The sequence below is a fragment of the Effusibacillus consociatus genome (assembly GCF_042652925.1).
Lineage (GTDB): Bacteria > Bacillota > Bacilli > Tumebacillales > Effusibacillaceae > Effusibacillus > Effusibacillus consociatus.
Map to the genome: position 1 here is coordinate 1 of NZ_JBHSHC010000128.1, position 16,981 is coordinate 16,981.

General features: G+C 49.6%; 16 protein-coding genes and 2 riboswitches. Of the genes, 6 read left to right on the plus strand and 10 right to left on the minus strand.

The features are described from left to right. Positions 1 to 172: 172 nt before the first annotated feature. Both pruA and ACFO8Q_RS18525 read right to left on the minus strand, forming a co-directional pair. Positions 173 to 1,714, minus strand: coding sequence for an L-glutamate gamma-semialdehyde dehydrogenase (gene pruA / locus ACFO8Q_RS18520; RefSeq protein WP_380027765.1), 1,542 nt, complete (start codon positions 1,712 to 1,714; stop codon positions 173 to 175). Positions 1,715 to 1,761: 47 nt separating this feature from the next. Further along, a complete protein-coding gene (locus tag ACFO8Q_RS18525; protein ID WP_380027767.1) occupies positions 1,762 to 2,682 on the minus strand; it encodes a proline dehydrogenase family protein in 921 nt (306 codons plus the stop codon). A gap of 263 nt (positions 2,683 to 2,945) precedes the next feature. Between ACFO8Q_RS18525 and ACFO8Q_RS18530 the strand changes: the two genes are divergently transcribed. Next, positions 2,946 to 4,325 carry a sigma-54 interaction domain-containing protein gene (locus ACFO8Q_RS18530; RefSeq protein ID WP_380027769.1) on the plus strand — a complete coding sequence of 460 codons (1,380 nt, stop codon included), beginning with the start codon at positions 2,946 to 2,948 and terminating at the stop codon, positions 4,323 to 4,325. 4 nt (positions 4,326 to 4,329) lie between these two features. Here the strand turns inward: ACFO8Q_RS18530 and ACFO8Q_RS18535 are convergent, their stop codons facing one another. The 5 genes from ACFO8Q_RS18535 to ACFO8Q_RS18555 all read right to left on the minus strand — a co-directional run bounded on the left by ACFO8Q_RS18535 (position 4,330) and on the right by ACFO8Q_RS18555 (position 8,897). After that, positions 4,330 to 5,049 carry an ABC transporter ATP-binding protein gene (locus ACFO8Q_RS18535; protein ID WP_380027771.1) on the minus strand — a complete coding sequence of 240 codons (720 nt, stop codon included), beginning with the start codon at positions 5,047 to 5,049 and terminating at the stop codon, positions 4,330 to 4,332. Beyond that, a complete protein-coding gene (locus tag ACFO8Q_RS18540) occupies positions 5,046 to 5,819 on the minus strand; it encodes an ABC transporter ATP-binding protein (RefSeq protein WP_380027773.1) in 774 nt (257 codons plus the stop codon). Before ACFO8Q_RS18540 ends, ACFO8Q_RS18535 begins: the two co-directional genes overlap by 4 nt. Before the next feature lie 13 nt (positions 5,820 to 5,832). Continuing rightward, positions 5,833 to 6,774, minus strand: coding sequence for a branched-chain amino acid ABC transporter permease (locus ACFO8Q_RS18545; protein WP_380027775.1), 942 nt, complete (start codon positions 6,772 to 6,774; stop codon positions 5,833 to 5,835). 1 nt (position 6,775) lies between these two features. After that, entirely contained in the window at positions 6,776 to 7,669 is an 894-nt protein-coding gene (locus ACFO8Q_RS18550) for a branched-chain amino acid ABC transporter permease (protein ID WP_380027777.1), read from the minus strand. A gap of 76 nt (positions 7,670 to 7,745) precedes the next feature. Further along, entirely contained in the window at positions 7,746 to 8,897 is a 1,152-nt protein-coding gene (locus ACFO8Q_RS18555; RefSeq protein WP_380027779.1) for a branched-chain amino acid ABC transporter substrate-binding protein, read from the minus strand. A gap of 232 nt (positions 8,898 to 9,129) precedes the next feature. Between ACFO8Q_RS18555 and ACFO8Q_RS18560 the strand changes: the two genes are divergently transcribed. From ACFO8Q_RS18560 to ACFO8Q_RS18570, 3 genes are read left to right on the plus strand one after another with little or no spacing between them, the layout of a single operon-like run. Continuing rightward, positions 9,130 to 10,458: a sigma-54 interaction domain-containing protein gene (locus tag ACFO8Q_RS18560; RefSeq protein ID WP_380027781.1), complete on the plus strand. Its 1,329-nt coding sequence runs from the start codon at positions 9,130 to 9,132 to the stop codon at positions 10,456 to 10,458. Positions 10,459 to 10,473: 15 nt separating this feature from the next. Beyond that, a complete protein-coding gene (locus ACFO8Q_RS18565) occupies positions 10,474 to 11,406 on the plus strand; it encodes a DMT family transporter (protein WP_380027783.1) in 933 nt (310 codons plus the stop codon). Between the two features lie 26 nt (positions 11,407 to 11,432). Further along, positions 11,433 to 11,894: a ferritin family protein gene (locus ACFO8Q_RS18570; RefSeq protein WP_380027786.1), complete on the plus strand. Its 462-nt coding sequence runs from the start codon at positions 11,433 to 11,435 to the stop codon at positions 11,892 to 11,894. A 62-nt stretch (positions 11,895 to 11,956) separates the two neighbouring features. On the opposite strand, the gene ald is transcribed toward ACFO8Q_RS18570, so the two are convergent. From ald to ACFO8Q_RS18585, 3 genes are all read right to left on the minus strand, one after another. Further along, positions 11,957 to 13,090, minus strand: a complete 1,134-nt coding sequence (ald, locus tag ACFO8Q_RS18575) for an alanine dehydrogenase (protein ID WP_380027788.1) — start codon at positions 13,088 to 13,090, stop codon at positions 11,957 to 11,959. Positions 13,091 to 13,193: 103 nt separating this feature from the next. Next, positions 13,194 to 14,078 (minus strand): L-serine ammonia-lyase, iron-sulfur-dependent, subunit alpha, encoded by an 885-nt coding sequence (gene sdaAA, locus ACFO8Q_RS18580; RefSeq protein WP_380027790.1) that lies wholly within the window; start codon positions 14,076 to 14,078, stop codon positions 13,194 to 13,196. A 16-nt stretch (positions 14,079 to 14,094) separates the two neighbouring features. Beyond that, the gene (locus ACFO8Q_RS18585) at positions 14,095 to 14,595 is read right to left on the minus strand and encodes a serine dehydratase beta chain (protein ID WP_380027792.1); all 501 of its coding nucleotides are present in this window, start codon (positions 14,593 to 14,595) and stop codon (positions 14,095 to 14,097) included. A 220-nt stretch (positions 14,596 to 14,815) separates the two neighbouring features. Further along, a riboswitch (glycine riboswitch) is annotated at positions 14,816 to 14,919 on the minus strand. Positions 14,920 to 15,118: 199 nt separating this feature from the next. Beyond that, a riboswitch (glycine riboswitch) is annotated at positions 15,119 to 15,206 on the plus strand. Between the two features lie 103 nt (positions 15,207 to 15,309). On the opposite strand from ACFO8Q_RS18585, the gene ACFO8Q_RS18590 reads away from it, so the two are divergent. Then, positions 15,310 to 15,585 carry an ACT domain-containing protein gene (locus ACFO8Q_RS18590; RefSeq protein WP_380027794.1) on the plus strand — a complete coding sequence of 92 codons (276 nt, stop codon included), beginning with the start codon at positions 15,310 to 15,312 and terminating at the stop codon, positions 15,583 to 15,585. Between the two features lie 13 nt (positions 15,586 to 15,598). Then, a complete protein-coding gene (locus ACFO8Q_RS18595; protein ID WP_380027797.1) occupies positions 15,599 to 16,963 on the plus strand; it encodes a PFL family protein in 1,365 nt (454 codons plus the stop codon). The last annotated feature ends 18 nt before the right edge of the window (positions 16,964 to 16,981 follow it).

Consider the following 16,981-nt stretch of genomic DNA (forward strand, 5'->3'; position numbering starts at 1 on the left):
AAAATCGGTCGTTTAATCTTACATATTATGGATTATCGTGTGTTGTTGCATTTATTCTTGCAATTTAAGGAGCGATAAAAGAAAAGCCCCTGTGAAGGGACCCACCACATTTGCAGATAACTAAAGCCCCTATAGATACTCTCTACAGGGGCTTCGCATTTATTCTAGAATCTTAGAACCGCTCCGACACGACTTTCGCCTGTGTAAAGAGCAGCAGATAATCCCGGCCGCCCGCTTTGGAGTCGGTACCCGACATATTGAATCCGCCAAACGGGTGAACTCCTACAAGTGCACCGGTGCATTTCCGGTTGAAGTAGAGGTTTCCGCAGTGCATGTGCTTGCGGGCGTATTCAAGGTGTTCCCGGTTGTTGCTGTACAACGCCCCGGTTAAGCCATATTCCGTATTGTTGAATACTTCAATCGCTTTTTCGAAGCTGTCGGCCTTATATACGGCCAAGACCGGACCGAAGATTTCTTCGAGCATAATCCGTGCGTCTTCCTTCACATCGGCAATGATCGTCGGCTGGATGTAGTACCCGTTGCCTTCGGCTTTTCCGCCGCCTGCAACCAAACGGCCTTCGCCTTTCCCGATCTCGATGTATTCAAGAATTTTATTATACGCGTTCTCGTCCACCACCGGACCGATCGCATAGTTCTCTTCCGGCAGCCCCACCTGCAGCGCCTTTGTTTTTTCAATTACTTTTTGCAGGACAACATCATACAAATCTTTGTGTACAATCGCACGGGAGCCAGCGGAGCATTTCTGGCCCTGGAAACCAAAAGCGGATTGCACGATTCCGGTTGCGGCTTCTTCCGGATCGGCTGACGCATCGACTACCACTGCATCTTTGCCGCCCATTTCCGCAACCAGACGCTTGATCCAGATCTGTCCCTCGGCCGTTTTTGCAATGCGTTCGTTGATCCGGAGCCCAACGTCACGCGATCCGGTGAACGATACGAAGCGGGTCTTCGGATGTTCCACGATAAAATCGCCGATTTCCGATCCGGAACCCGGGATAAAATTGATCACACCTGCAGGGAGTCCGATCTCCTCCATCAGTTCGACAAACTTCGCAGCGATAATCGGCGAAGTGGAAGCCGGTTTCAGCAGTACGGTGTTGCCCGATGCAATCGCTGCCGTAGTCATGCCGGCCATGATGGCCAATGGGAAGTTCCAGGGCGGGATCACCACTCCGACACCCAACGGGATATAGTACAACTGGTTATCTTCACCCTCAAGCGGCACCAAAGGCTGCGGAGCGCCCAAGCGAATCATCTCGCGGCCGTAGAACTCCATGAAATCGATAGCTTCTGCAACGTCTGCATCCGCTTCTGCCCAGTTTTTCCCTACTTCATAGACCATCCAGGCGGCGAACTCAAACTTGCGGCGGCGCATCACGGCAGCCGCTTTGAACAGATACCCTGCACGCTCGCGCGGGTCTACATACTGCCAGGTCTTAAATGTTTCGAGGGCAGCCTGGATTGCTTTCTCCGCCAAGCTCTTGTCCGCTTGGGACTGAATTCCCACAATCTCATCCAAATTCCCGGGATTGAGCGATTTTGCTTTTTTCTCGGTAAAAATCTTTTCTCCGCCAATCACCAGCGGGTATTCCTTGCCAAGTTCAGCTTTTACCTTTGCAAGTGCGGTTTGCATCGCTTCTTTGTTTGCAGGAACGGCAAAATTTGTGAACGGTTCATTGCGAAATTCGATCATTTTCTAACTCCTCCCCAGGCTCTCAAAATTGTGTATAGAAATGGCGGCTACCTTTTAAACATGGACTTCACCACGAAGCCAACGTTCGCCGGGCGTTCTGCCAAACGGCGCATGAAGTAGCCATACCAGTCGTTCCCATAAGGCACATAAACACGCATTGTATAACCTTCCTTAGCCAGCTGCTGCTGGAGTTGAACCCGAATTCCGTAAAGCATTTGGAATTCGAACTGGGAGTTCGGGATATTATGTTCTTTGACGAATTTCTTCACATGTTCAATTACTTTTTCGTCATGTGTCGCAATCGCCGCATAGTTGCCGTACAAAAGATGCTTTTCGATGATCTTGATGAAGTTGCGGTCTACATCTTCCTTGTTTGGAAACGCGACTTCCGGCGATTCCTTGTAAGCGCCTTTTACCAGACGAAGGTTCGGCTTGAACTGGTTCAAATCGTCAATATCAGCTTCTGCCTTGTACAGATATGCCTGAATCACCAATCCGACAGTCGCGCCGTATTCCCGCCGCAATTCCTTAAATATGTCCATCGTAATCTCGTTATGGGCGTAATCTTCCATATCAATTCGCACAAAGTTGCCGTATTCTTTTGCGCGGTCGAGGATTCGGCGCATGTTGTCCATGCACAAGTCCTTTGAGATATCCAGACCAAGCTGCGTCATCTTCAGAGACAAGTTGGACTTTACCTTCGATTGATGAATCGCATCTAACGTCTTGATGCAATAGTCGGCCGACTCAATTGCTTCTTCCTTGCTGTAGACAAATTCACCCAAATGATCGAGCGTAGCGACAATCCCCTGTTTATTTAGCTCTCGCACCGCCCGAATAGCGGATTCAATTGTCTCTCCTGCTACAAACCTGTTGGCTCCAAACCGGAGACCATATTTTTTCGCTGCCTTATTCGCAGCCCGATTCTTGGACAAAAAAAGCAGGGTATCACGCATTAACTGTTCCAAGAAAAACTCCCCTTTCTTGATGTCGGTAGATCACGTGCTGTCTCTATATATTTATGCAAAACAGTTATGCAAAACCCGTGCCAACTAAAGATGAATGGATTCGGAAGTAAATCGGGGACAATTCCCCATCGAAAATGAACATATATGTTCAAAATACTGCGAATTATGTTTAACATTGAACAGATTTGATCAAATCTGCCACAACATGTACAATACCTGTATGGATGTTATACACCTTCAGGAAGTGAAAAGAGGTTCAGACGATGCAAGTTTCCCAATCCGATTACATTCTCAAGACATTGCTTGATACCGTGAACGAAGCGATCACCATCGTTGATTCAAAGGGCACCGTTATTCATTGGAATCGGGCAGCCGAAGACTTGTATGATATTCCGGCATCCGAGATCATCGGCAAGAACATTTCGGATTTTGGCTGGAATTCCTTGATGATTGCCCAGATTCTTGATGAAGGCCGGCCGATTCGGCAGGCCTACCACGAACCTCGTCCGGGAACCCATGTGCTGGTTAATACATCGCCCATTCTTGCAGGAGACGAAATCATCGGAGCCATCTCATCCGAGCAGGATGTCACCAAGCTGGTTCGACTTGGGAACGAGCTTTTTACAACCACTTCTCAGCTGCGTACACTTGAAGAGGAGATCACTCGGTACGCCCCTACCGATGACCCGTTTTACCGAATTAAAGGAAGCGGTCCGGCTATCTCCCACTCCATCCGGGTTGCCCGAAGGGTAGCTCCGACTGACGCGACCGTCTTGATCTCCGGAGAATCGGGCGTCGGAAAGGAACTGTTCGCCCATGCGATCCACCGGGCGAGTTCCCGTTCCAAACATACTTTTATAGCAATCAATTGTGGAGCGATTCCCGCCGCCCTCTTTGAAAGCGAATTGTTCGGTTACCAGGGAGGTGCCTTCACAGGAGCAGACCGCAAAGGCAAACCCGGCAAATTGGAGTTGGCACACAGAGGGACCCTTTTTCTCGATGAGGTTGGTGAGCTCCCGCTTGAAATGCAGGTCAAATTATTACGTGTGTTACAGGAGCGGCAGTTTTACCGGGTAGGCGGGACCGAACCTGTTCAAGTAGATGTCCGCATCATTGCGGCAACGAATCGAAACTTGGAAGAACGTATTGCGGAAGGTGCATTTCGTGAGGACCTGTACTATCGTCTAAATGTCGTCGCGCTTGAAATCCCGCCGTTGCGGGATCGCGTCGAGGATATCCCCGACCTGATCCAGCTGTTCACCAGGGAAATGGCCGTAAAGCACGGCAAACCGATCCCACGCTTCGAACCGGAAGTGATCGTGACTTTAATGAATTACTCCTGGCCCGGGAACATTCGTCAGCTTCGAAACGTGATTGAACGTCTGGTGATTCTGACCGAAGACGACTGCATCCGCCGCGACCATTTGCCTTTATCGATTCAAGTGCCTCGTTTAGACTCGGAAGTTCCGACTGCAGCCCCCGTCCATCGCCCCCCGGACGAGCAAGGGGGAACCGAATCGGAACTCCAGCGGATCCACAACGCGCTGCGGACCACGTACGGAAACAAGGCAGCGGCTGCCAAGCTGCTTGGGATGTCACGCGGCACTTTATACAATAAAATGCGAAAGTACGGACTCACGTAACAGCTTACGCATGTGCCAAATAGGCCTTGATAATGCTGTCATCTTCCCGAAGTTTCTCGGCACGATCGTGCATCGTAATCTGGCCCGTCTCAATCACATAACCGGTATGAGCCAATTTCAGCGCAGCTTTGGCGTTCTGTTCGACGAGCAGGACGGTCGTGCCCTGTTCATTGATCTTTTTGATAATTTTCATAATGTCCTGCACCACAATCGGTGCCAGCCCCATCGAAGGTTCATCCAACATAAGAAGCTTGGGATCGCTCATGATCGCCCGGCCAATTGCCAGCATCTGCTGTTCCCCGCCGGAGAACGTACCCGCTTTTTGATTTCTCCGCTCTTTCAGCCGCGGAAACAGTTCAAATACGTGTTCCAGTGTCCGTTTGATGAACTTCGGATCTTTTCGTTTCGTGAAAGCACCCAGTTCCAGATTTTCGGTAACGGACATCGAAGTAAAGATGCGACGTCCTTCCGGTACGTGCACAATTCCGAGTTCCACAATCTCATGCGGGGTGAGCTTGCTAATCTCTTCCCCCATAAAGCGAATGCTTCCGTTTCGGGCACGGACCAATCCGGAGATCGTTTTGAGTGTGGTACTTTTGCCTGCACCGTTACTTCCGAGCAAGGTGACGATTTCGCCTTGCTTCACCGAAAGAGCAATCCCTTTCAGCGCCTGGATCTTTCCATAATACGCATCCACTTGGGAGAGTTCCAGCACATTACTCATACCGCATCCTCCTCCTTCCCGAGGTAGGCTTCAATTACAAGCGGATTGTTGAGGACATCGGCAGGAGTCCCTTCCGCGATCTTCTGTCCGTAATTGAGCACTACGATTCTCTCCGACACCCGATTAACCAACCCCATGTCATGTTCAATCAAAACTACCGTAAGATTAAACTCTTCGCGAATCCGTTTGATCAGTTGAATCAATTCGAGTTTTTCACTGTGATTCAATCCGGCAGCCGGTTCATCCAACAGCAGTAATTTTGGCTTGGTTGCAAGCGCTCTGGCAATTTCGACGTAACGCTGAATCCCGTAGGGCAGATTTTTCGCCAACCGGCCGGCATACTGAGTGATTCCCACAAACTCCATACAGGACTCAGCCACTGAACGAATCAATTCTTCTTCCCGCTTTTGAGCAGGTGTCCGGAAGAGCGCACCAATCACTCCTTGTGATGTTTTGCTGTGCATTCCGCTCATCACGTTTTCCAGCACCGACAGCGATGGAAACAGACGCAAATTTTGGAATGTGCGAGCCATTCCCATTTGCGTGATCTGACTTGGCTTCTTGCCGACAACATTGGTTCCGTCAAAAAGAATCTCACCGCTCGTTGGTTTATAGAAACCGGTAATCATGTTAAAAACAGATGTTTTGCCCGCCCCGTTCGGCCCGATTACACTCATGATCGCCCGTTCCGGGATCTCAAAACTCAAGTCGTTAACAGCGGTCAGACCTCCAAACCGTAAGGTAAGGTGATTCACTTTCAGAATCGACATCGTAACACCCCCTCTAATTCTCTTCCGCCAGTACGTCCTTGCGAGCCGACCATAAACCCTGCGGACGGAACAGCATCATCAGAATCAAAGCCAGCCCGAATAACAGGAATCGCCAATCCGAGAAATTCCGCATCGCTTCAGGCAGTATGATTACCAGTACGGCGCCAAGCACAACCCCAGGCAAACGGCCAAGTCCGCCGAGTACAATTGCGAGCAGGATCATCACGGATTGCATAAAATTAAAACTTTCCGGGGCGATCGCCGACATTTTCACAGCGAACAAAGAGCCCGCAAGTCCGCCAAAAACTGCACCGATCGCATAAGCAAGAAGCTTCATCCGGACCCGATTGATTCCCAGAGCTTCCGCTGCGTCTTCATCTTCCCGAATATATTGCCATGCCCTGCCGATTCTCGATTGTCCAAGACGATAGACAGCGAACAAAGTAAGAATTGCAAGCAGCAGCATCGCATAGTAGAAGTCTGTTATGTTCGAAAGCGTATAACCAAAGATCTGCGGCCGCGGAATCCCGAAGATCCCCGAAGCGGAGCCTGTAATCTCCAGGTTCTTTGCGGAAATCCGAATAATCTCCCCGAAACCGAGAGTTACAATCGCCAGATAGTCACTGCGCAGGCGAAGAGTCGGAGCCCCAATAATAAGGCCAACCAATCCCGCCAGCACTCCTGCCAACAAAAACGCAATCCAAAAAGATACCTTGTACTCTGTCATCAGTATCCCCGTGGTATAGGCACCCACCGCAAAGAAAGCGGAGTATCCGAGGTCCAACAACCCTGCGTACCCAACAACTATATTAAGGCCCAGCGCAAGCACGATATAAAAAAGGGCCATGGTCGCCACATCCATCCAGTAGTTGTTGCTCACCAAAGGCAATAGAAACGAAAGAATGGCCAAACCAACCAACGCAACAAGATTGACAAGCTTCGTGTTATTCCTCATCCTACACCCTCTCCGTTACTTTTTCCCCGAGCAATCCTGTCGGTTTCAAAGTTAGAATGAGAATCAGAATGGCAAATGCGAATACATCTTTCCATTCGCCGCCTACATAGATCGTTCCAAATGTTTCAAGCAGACCAAGGACCAGTCCTCCAAGCATCGCGCCCGGAATGCTCCCGATACCTCCAATTACAGCTGCTGTAAAGGCTTTCAAACCTACGATAAACCCCATCATAAAACTGATCTGTCCGTAATACAGTCCTGCCATCATACCGGCTGCTGCCGCCAATGCAGAACCGATAAAAAACGTCATGCTAATAATCCGATGTACCGGAATTCCCATGAGCGAAGTCGCTGTCTGATCAATTGAAATAGCTCTCATGGCCTTTCCATACATAGTTCCATGGACAAACCACTGCAAAGCGATCATAAGAAGAACCGACAGCAGGATAAGTCCGACCTGTGAATACGTAACAGTTGCTCCTGCAAGTTGGAACCCCGTTATAGGGAGTTGATTCGGAAACACCTTGAAACTTGGTCCGGTTTGAAGCATGACCCCATTTTCGAGCACTAACGAAACGCCAACCGCTGTAATAAGAATTGTGAGACGTGATGAAGACAATAACGGACGATAGGCAATCCGTTCAATCCCCATCCCCAAAAGTCCCGTGACAATCATCGCAACGAAAAATGCAACCGCGATTCCGAGCACTCCTGTTTCACCCGTGAAAAACGATAACACGGTGAAGCCGGCGAATGCCCCAACCATATACAAATCCCCATGAGCAAAATTTAATAGTTTTATAATTCCGTATACCATCGAATAGCCAAGAGCAATCAAGCTATAGAATGAACCTATCACCAATGCATTCGTCAGTTGTTGGACGAGGATGTCCATTGTTCCACTCCTTTCCATTTGCGCTTTGGCAGTAATGAATCCCGGGTCCCCCCGGGATTCCTGCTGACTTCAATACTTATTTGGGCAGTGAGAACTTACCGTCTTTCACCTGTATGACAATGAAGTTGGATTTTTCCAGTGTGCCATCTTCTTTGAAGGAGATGTCACCGCCAAAGGTTTTGAAACCTTTTGTTTCTTTGAGGGCTTTCACAATGGCAGCTTTATCTGTTGTGTTCGCACGTGCAATTGCATCCGCCAACAAACGCATTCCGTCATAAGAGAGAGCGGAATAAGGTCCCGGTTCCCCTTTGAACTTGGCTTTATAGGAATCTGTAAACGATTTGGCGGAAGGGATGAATTCCGGTGTAGGGCTGGTTGTTACGAATGTTCCTTCAGCCGCTTGTTTTCCTGCTATATCAATCAGAGTTTTGTCGTTTGCACCGTCTCCTACGCCGATTGCACCGGGAACACCCAATTGCTTAAATTGTTTAATCAAAAGCCCGCCAGCCGCATAATAAGCGGTCCAATATGTCGCATCAGGCTTTGCGCTCTTTAGTTTAGTAAGCAGACTGGTAAAATCTTTCTCTTCCGGGTTGACCGCTTCAAACGCAACCACTTCTCCGCCTTTCTCCTGAACAGCTTTCTTTGTGATCTCTGCCAGATCCTTGGCAAATGCCGAATTGTCATGGACAATTGCGATTCGCTTCGCACCGAGTGCTTTCAACATGTGCTCACTCGCCGCTTCAGCTTGGTGAACGGTAGTTCCGTTTGTAAGGAAGATTTCCTTATACCCTTGAGCGGGAATCTTTGCCGAGTTAGCTGCAGTTACCACCATCGGAATTCCCGCATTGTGATACACGCCGGAAGCCGGCAGCGTAGCACCTGAACAATATCCTCCCACCACTGCCACAACTCCTTGCGAAACCAGCTTATTGGCAGCTGCAGTGGCCGTTTGCGGATCGCATGCGTCATCTGCAAACACTAGCTTGATTTTCTTCCCGTTGATACCGCCTTTTTCATTGATTTCATCAGCGGCCAATTGAACCGCATTGTTAATGTCCTGCCCCATCTTCGCTTCCGATCCGGTGGTTGGCGATTGTACACCAACTAAGATTTCGCTGCTGGAGGCACCGCCCTGACCACCTGAAGAACCTCCTGAACCACAAGCAGTAAGTGCGAGCAAAGATGCGATCGACAGTCCAAGACCCGCTTTTCTCCATACTTTCATTTCTGTAAGACCCCCTTAATAGATAAAGAGCTTTCCACCAAACTACCAGCCGTTAGGTGATTGTCAAAAAATTTTCAGTGTTTAAAATTAGACGTTTTTGTTATAATGTGTCTAAATCTTGAACACCGACGAGCTAATTCTACACTAGACCCATCTATTTCGACAACCACTAATTTGCACTTTTATACAAAAACTTGTAATAATATTGATAGTTTAGAGGTGGGTGATAATCATGGGAACCATAGACAGCAAAATGAAAGCGTATTTTGATGTGCTGCTCGATTCGGTTAATGACGCTGTGACCGGTGTGGATCGAGATGGAACCGTTCTCTACTGGAACAATGTTGCCGAAAGAATCTATGGGATTCAAAAGGACCAAATCGTCGGCAAAAAAATCGGAGAATTCTTTCAGAAAGGATCTGTCATGCTGTTTCAGGTGATGGAATCGGGATGTCCGGTTCATCAGGTTTATCATAACCCCCGTCCTGACAAGCACGTTTTCATTAACGCTGTTCCCATTTACGATAAAGACGGCGAATTAATTGGTGCGATCGCCATTGAGCAAGACATCACACATACCGTGAAATTAAGCGAAGAACTCTACAGCAAACCCGATGACCGGATTCATGCGCATTCAGATTATCCGCTAGTCAATCGAAACAGTTCCATGCAGCAGGTGATTCAGTTATTGACCCAGACTTCCGAACAGCCGTATTCGTTTTTGCTTACCGGAGAGACCGGTGTAGGAAAGGAAACCTTAGCCAAAATGACACACCATGCAGGGAAGCGTTCCGGCCCTTTTCTGTCAATCAGCTGCGATTCAATCCCCAGTGGCCTCTTGGACTCCGAACTGTTCGGCTATGATGGGAAAGCTTTTGGCGGGAATCAGGAGGAACGCCCCGGAAAATTTGAGCTTGCCATTGACGGAACCCTCTATCTCAAGAACATTCACGTATTGCCGTTGTCTACGCAATCAAAATTGGCCCAAACCCTCAGCGAAGGTCAATTTTATCGGATTGGGGGAACCCTCCCGCTTCCGTTACGCTGTCATATAGTGGCATCGTCCACTGCCAATCTTGAAGAGATGGTCTCAAAAGGCCTGTTTCTAAAAGAACTCTATTACGCTTTTCATTCACTGTCGGTTCCTGCCTTGCGCGAACGAAAAGAAGATTTGCCGGAACTTTGTCACCTCTTTCTCAGCGAATCGGCACAGGTGATCGGAAAATCGGCCCCCCGCCTTACTTCAGAGGTGATGGCGGCCTTGACCACATACCATTGGCCGGGTAATTTGCCGCAACTGCGCAATATAATGGAGCATTTGGCAATTGTCTCAAATGGGGCTCAAATCACACTTGATACCTTGCCTCCTGCCATTCGGCTGGTCACATTGGCGGATCTCGCGGAAGGCTCTTTGCCATTACCGACGTTGTCTGAAGAAATGGAACGTTCAAAAATTGAAGACGCATTGAAGCGAACCAGGGGGAATAAAGCAAGCGCCGCCCGTTTGTTGGGGATTTCCCGCGGTTCTTTGTACTATAAGATGAAACAATACGGACTCTAGAACAGGAGTTTACCCATGTCGGACAAACCTGCTTTTCCACCTTATTTAGCGCTGCTAATCGCTGTTGTATCGGTTTCATCATCTGCAGTCTTTGTTAAGCTGTCTTCTTCCTCCCCGGGATTGACCGCTTCCTTTCGACTGCTTTTTACCGTCGTGTTGATGGTCCCTTTTCTATTGTCAATCCGATCAACAGTCCTGAGGTCTCTTGCATCCCTGAACAAACGTGACTACTGGCTTTGTTTAGTCTCTGGAATCGCTCTGGCTTTTCACTTCGTCACCTGGTTTGCGTCGTTTCAGTATACTTCAGTCGCCAGTTCAGTCGTTTTTGTGTCCTTGCAGCCTCTTTTTACTTTTATAGGCTCGATCTGGATATTCAAAGAGAGTATGTCACGGAACTCCTGGTTAGGCGGGATTCTGGCCATCATTGGCTCGATCGTCATTGGGTGGGGGGATTTCTCTTCCGGAACCAGCATTCTTTTCGGAGACTTCTTAGCTCTGTTTTCTGCGTTTCTGGTGTCGATTTATTGGCTGATTGGGCAGCATGTTCGGACCCGGGCCGACTCTGCAACGTATACTTTCCTGGTGTATAGTATCAGTACGATTGCATTGTTCGTATATGTCCTTTCGGGGGGAGGGAGCATTCTCTCGCCACAGCCGATCGACTGGTTATGGTTTGTCTGTCTCGCCATCTTCCCCACATTATTAGGGCATTCCATCTTTAATTGGGTAATTCGTTGGATCCCGGCCTCCGTCTTATCTGTCAGTATACTTGGTGAAGCAGTTGGCTCTTCCATTCTCGCCTATTTCGTCTTTGGCGAGATTGTGTCCTTCCAACAGGTGACAGGTGGTATCGTCCTGCTGACAGGCATCGTTCTTTTTACTGTGAATCATAATCCTGTTCCGAAGCCGAACAAGAGCAAACGCGCCGGGGAATGCATACCTTATTAGGGCATATTACCTGGGAGGCGTGGTTCATGTATCCTTATTACCTGACAGTCAGGCAGATGGGCGGCACAATGCAAACAGCGGGCTTTAAAGACTATGCCGCATTTCTGTCCAATTTGGAAAAGGCAATCAACGGCGAGGCTGAGGCGGTCCGTTTCTATGCGAAATTGATGAACATGGCACCGGATGAGAGACAACGTGCTTCTATCAAACATGCGCATGATGACGAAATTAAGCATTATAAAATGTTTACTGCTTTGTATCACCAGTTGACCGGAAGAGAGGCACCCGTTGGGATCACCGAAACAGCCTTTGAAAGTTACAAAGAGGGGATAAGAACAGCGTTTGATCATGAACTGGAAGCAGCTGAGCTGTACCGGGAGATGTATCTTGCGACTCAAATTCCCGCGATTCGAGATGTATTTTTTGAAGCCATGACGGACGAAATGGAACACGCCCAACGATTTGCTTTTATTTATCACGAGCTGTAAAGAACACCCCCTGCGATCCGCCACACAACGGATGGCAGGGGGTGTTGCGGTTCAACGGAAGCTCACGCAAACACTTGTTCACGGAGTGCCTGATCAAGAGGGACATACTTATGTCCCAACGCGGTGGCCACCGCTTCATACGTAACTTTGCCGTATATAATGTTTACGCCGCGGCCAAGGGCCCTATTTTCGGAAATCGCCTGTCTGTAGCCTTTGTTGGCAATTTGCAGGGCGTAACTCAGTGTGACATTCGTCAAGGCGAGGGTGGAGGTTCGCGGAACCGCCCCGGGCATATTCGCAACAGCGTAATGAACTACGCCATGCTTTTCGTAGGTCGGTTCCGAATGGGTCGTCACCCGGTCGATCGTTTCGATCGATCCACCCTGATCAATGGCCACGTCGACAATTACCGAACCTTTGGACATTCCTTTTACCATGTATTCCTTCACCAGTTTGGGAGCTCGGGCTCCCGGAATGAGGACCGCGCCAATCAACAGATCCGCCTTGCGAACCGCCTCCTCGATATTGTGGGAGTTTGACATCACGGTTGCCACACGTCCCCCGAAAATGTCATCCAGATAGCGGAGACGATCGGGATTCACATCGAGAATGGTAACTCTTGCGCCCGTTCCCAATGCCATTTTTGCTGCGTTCGTACCGACCACTCCGCCGCCGATGATGACGACTTCCGCGGGCGGCACCCCGGGAACTCCGCCAAGCAAAACCCCTTTTCCGCCGTACGGTTTCTCAAGGAATTGAGCCCCAATTTGAACCGACATCCGTCCCGCGACTTCACTCATGGGAGTCAGCAGGGGCAGACTGCGGTCATCCAGTTGAATGGTCTCATAAGCGATTGCAATGACTTCCTTCTCGAGTAATGCTCGCGTCAGTTCCGGTTCAGGGGCAAGATGCAGATAGGTGAAGAGGATCAATCCCTTGCGAAAATACCCGTATTCCTCCGGGAGCGGCTCTTTGACCTTCATGATCATATCCGCCTTCGCCCATACCTCTGCAGCCGTGTCAAGGATCTGAGCCCCTTTTTGTCGGTATTCGTCATCCGGAAAACCGCTTCCAAGACCGGCGGATTGTTCGATATACACGTCATGACCGCTGCTTTTCAAGACTTCCACACCCGCAGGAGTGAGGGCAACCCTGTTTTCGTTGTTTTTAATTTCTTTTGGCACGCCGATAATCATATTCGCAACATCCTTTCGTTGTACTGTCCCAAATATTTTTCTACTGCATTGTGAAATGATACATTTTGGGGACAAACGATTGATTTCTCGAACCCGGCGCCTTCTAAAACGATTCCTTTTTTAGTATCCGATCTTTGATCTCTTTCCCCGTTGGTGTCATTGCCAATCCACCCAAGGACGTTTCCCGCAATGTGACAGGCATTTTCTTTCCGATCTCGTACATTGCGGCGATCACCTCATCGCAGGGAATGCGGCTTGTGATACCCGCCAAGGCAATGTCTGCAGCGGAAAAAGCGATCGCCGTCCCGATGACATTTCGTTTGATACAGGGAACTTCCACGAGTCCGGCAACCGGATCACATACCAGCCCCAGCATGGATTTCAGGGCAATCGCTGTGGCGTTAACTGCTTGAACCGGCGTTCCGCCCTTTAATTCGACAATGGCTCCCGCGGCCATCGCGGTGGCAGATCCCACTTCCGCCTGACATCCTCCCGCCGCCCCCGATATGAACGCCCGGTTGGCGATTACATACCCGAGAGCGCTTGCGGTGAACAATCCCATCACCAACTTCTCGTAAGAGAGTCCGGCATTCTCACGCAGGGAGAACAGACATCCGGGAAGAATCCCCGCTGCTCCGGCGGTCGGAGTCGCAACGATTACCCCCATTCGGGCATTGGTTTCGGAAGTGGCAAACGAGAAACGCATCGCATCGACAATAAAGCTTCCCGAAAGGTACTCGCCTTTGTCCTTATAATGTCCCATCAGGCAGGCATCTCCGCCGGAGATTCCGCTTGGCGCCGTTGATCGGTCCGACACTCCTGCATCAACAGCGTCCTTCATTTTCATCAGACGCTGCTTCATCATTTCGATTATGGTTGCCTTGGAGCGGCCTGTCTTGCTTGCTTCCACATCGAGCATGACTTCGGCAATGCTCCTTTTTTTCCGTTCGCAGTGATCCAGGAGCTCCGCCATCGACTTAAAATCCATGCTGTATTCACCTACCTCACCTGAAATGTATCTTGCGTGTTAGATTTCCCTTGTGAAGAACAACTGAACGGGGCGCATTCAAAGGAATGTCAACCTGAATTTCATCAATCAAGAACACCTTGGAGAGTCCTCCCCCCAGGGATACACCCCCCACCACGACAGACTCTTTCCCCTTTTCCGCCCGGATGAGAACGGTGTTGGGATGGTCAAAATAGGGGCATTCTTCTTCCAGCCTGAACATCATCTTCATGCCATGCTCCTCAGCCAACTCCAACGCCTGTTTGATTCTCAAATCATCGGTGCCCATCCCCAACAATCCGCCAATAATTGCTTTATCCGTGCCATGTCCTCTGTAGGTTTGAGAAAAAGAGCCGAAGAATGTAATTTCTACCCGATCCGGTACTCCATTCAGAATCTGATATACAAAATTTCCAATCGTTACCGCACCGGCGGTATGAGAACTCGACGGGCCTACCATTATTGGACCAATAATGTCGAAACAACTGTTGTATTCCATACCAACACCCCTCCAGAACGACGCAGGATTTTAAATATCGACTAAAGAAAAGAAGGACAGAATAAGGGTAGAATGATCTACCCTCTCTGTCCTTCAAAATACAACAAGGACAGGAAAGGGTAGAGTTTCTACCCTTCTCTGTCCTTTTACCGGAAAGTTTAACTCCCTTCGTCTTCCGGGAGTTTTCCCCTTTGGTGGCTCATGGCTCTCTCCAGAGTGGCGTCCCGCTGCAGTCCTCTTTACCTGAGAGATTGGTCCCAAGGAATTTTTGGGACTTGCCCCTTCGGTGCCGAACGGTTGTTCGGTCTCTCCCACAGCAGTCATCCGCACCTATTCAGTTCCGTGAAATCTCATTCGTGTTGATTTGCTTTTATTATATCCCAACCGGTAAAAATTGAAAATATGATTTTCCGCCCATTCTAAGGGAATAAGATTTGATTGACGGACAGCAAAGAGACTGGTAGTATGCAATCAGGTCGGATGAACGTTTCGGAAATACCGCACATTTCGGTCAACCGTTACGGGACGAACCTCTGGAGAGACCCTGCTCAGGGCGCCGAAGGGGCAAGCGATTACGCGAAACTCTCAGGCAAAAGGACAGAGGAGTGCACGGACTTCAGTCGTCTTCTGCAGACGTTTTCTATTCGTGGCTTCTTTGACCATTCGCTTGAATGGTCTTTTTTTCATAACAAGCACATGATAAGGAGAGACACCATGGAACAACGAGCATTGATCACAGTTGTAGGGATTGACCGAATCGGTATTATTGCCGGGGTTACCCAAACATTGGCCACCAATAAGGTCAACATTCTTGATATCCGGCAGACAATTGTCGGGGAATTCTTTACGATGATCCTGGTAGCCGATCTGAAGCAATCGGTTTGTTCGATTCAGGAACTGCAATCGATTCTGGATGAAGTAGGCCTTGGGCTTGGTGTTAAAATTACCGTGCAGAGCGAAGAGTTGTTCCGCTCGATGCACCGGATTTAAGCGGGGTGAGAGCATGAGCTATACGGAACAGGAAGTACTGGAAACCATTCGCATGGTCGAAACGGAGCATCTTGATATTCGAACTGTCACCATGGGAATTCACCTCGATGATTGCCGTGCCGATACATTAACTGCGACAAAAAACCGGGTGCGGGACAAGATTCTTCGATATGCATCCCGTCTGGTTCCAGTCGTTCAAAGCATTGAACGAGAGATTGGAATACCGGTGGTAAACAAGAGAATTTCGGTCACTCCAATCGCCCACGCACTCCCCGGTTTTGATAAGGATGGCTATGTTGAAATCGCCATGCAATTGGATGAATCGGCCGCAGAGCTGGGAGTCGATTTTCTGGGTGGGTACTCGGCCCTTGTTCACAAAGGAATGACTCCTTCTGCCCAGGCGTTGATCCAATCACTGCCCGATGCCCTCTCCAGGACAAATCGGGTCTGTTCCTCCGTATCCGTCGCGTCCACCAAAGCGGGGATCAACATGGACGCAGTGTACCTGATGGGACGAACTATCAAAGACGTCGCAGAACAGACTTCCGATCGAAGCGGAATTGGAGCCGCCAAGCTGGTTGTGTTCTGCAATCCGGTCGAGGATAACCCTTTTATGGCGGGTGCCTTTCATGGGTTCGGGGAGCCTGATGCTGTCATCAACGTGGGAGTCAGCGGTCCGGGAGTTGTCCTATCCGCTTTGAAACGGTTGGAAAATGGCGCCGATTTTGGCACGATAGCGGAAACGATCAAACGCACCGCATTCAAGATCACCCGTGTGGGAGAATTGGCAGGCCGAAAAGCGGCTGCAGAACTCGGCGTACCTTTCGGCATCATTGACCTTTCCCTCGCTCCGACAAACGCCATGGGCGACAGTGTTGCACAGATCTTGGAGGCTATGGGATTGGAACGATGCGGTACACATGGCACAACTGCCGCATTGGCTCTGCTGAACGATGCGGTGAAAAAAGGCGGCGCGATGGCTACTTCGTACCCAGGCGGACTATCTGGAGCATTTATCCCGGTGTCCGAGGACAATGGAATGATTGCGGCAGTCGAAGCCGGAGCGTTGAGTCTTTCCAAGCTCGAAGCGATGACCTGCGTCTGTTCGGTGGGACTTGACATGATAGCCGTTCCCGGCGACACGACTGCCGAAACGCTGTCCGGTTTGATTGCCGATGAGATGGCAATCGGGATGATCAACAAAAAAACAACGGCCGTTCGCGTGATTCCTGTTCCCGGTGCCACAGCTGGTCAAATGGTAGAGTTTGGCGGATTATTGGGAAGGGCTCCTGTGATGGAAATGATCCCGTTCTCCTCACAAGGGTTTGCAAGGCGGGGAGGGCGTATTCCGGCCCCCATACAATCGCTGACCAATTAAGTAATCAAGCACACAACC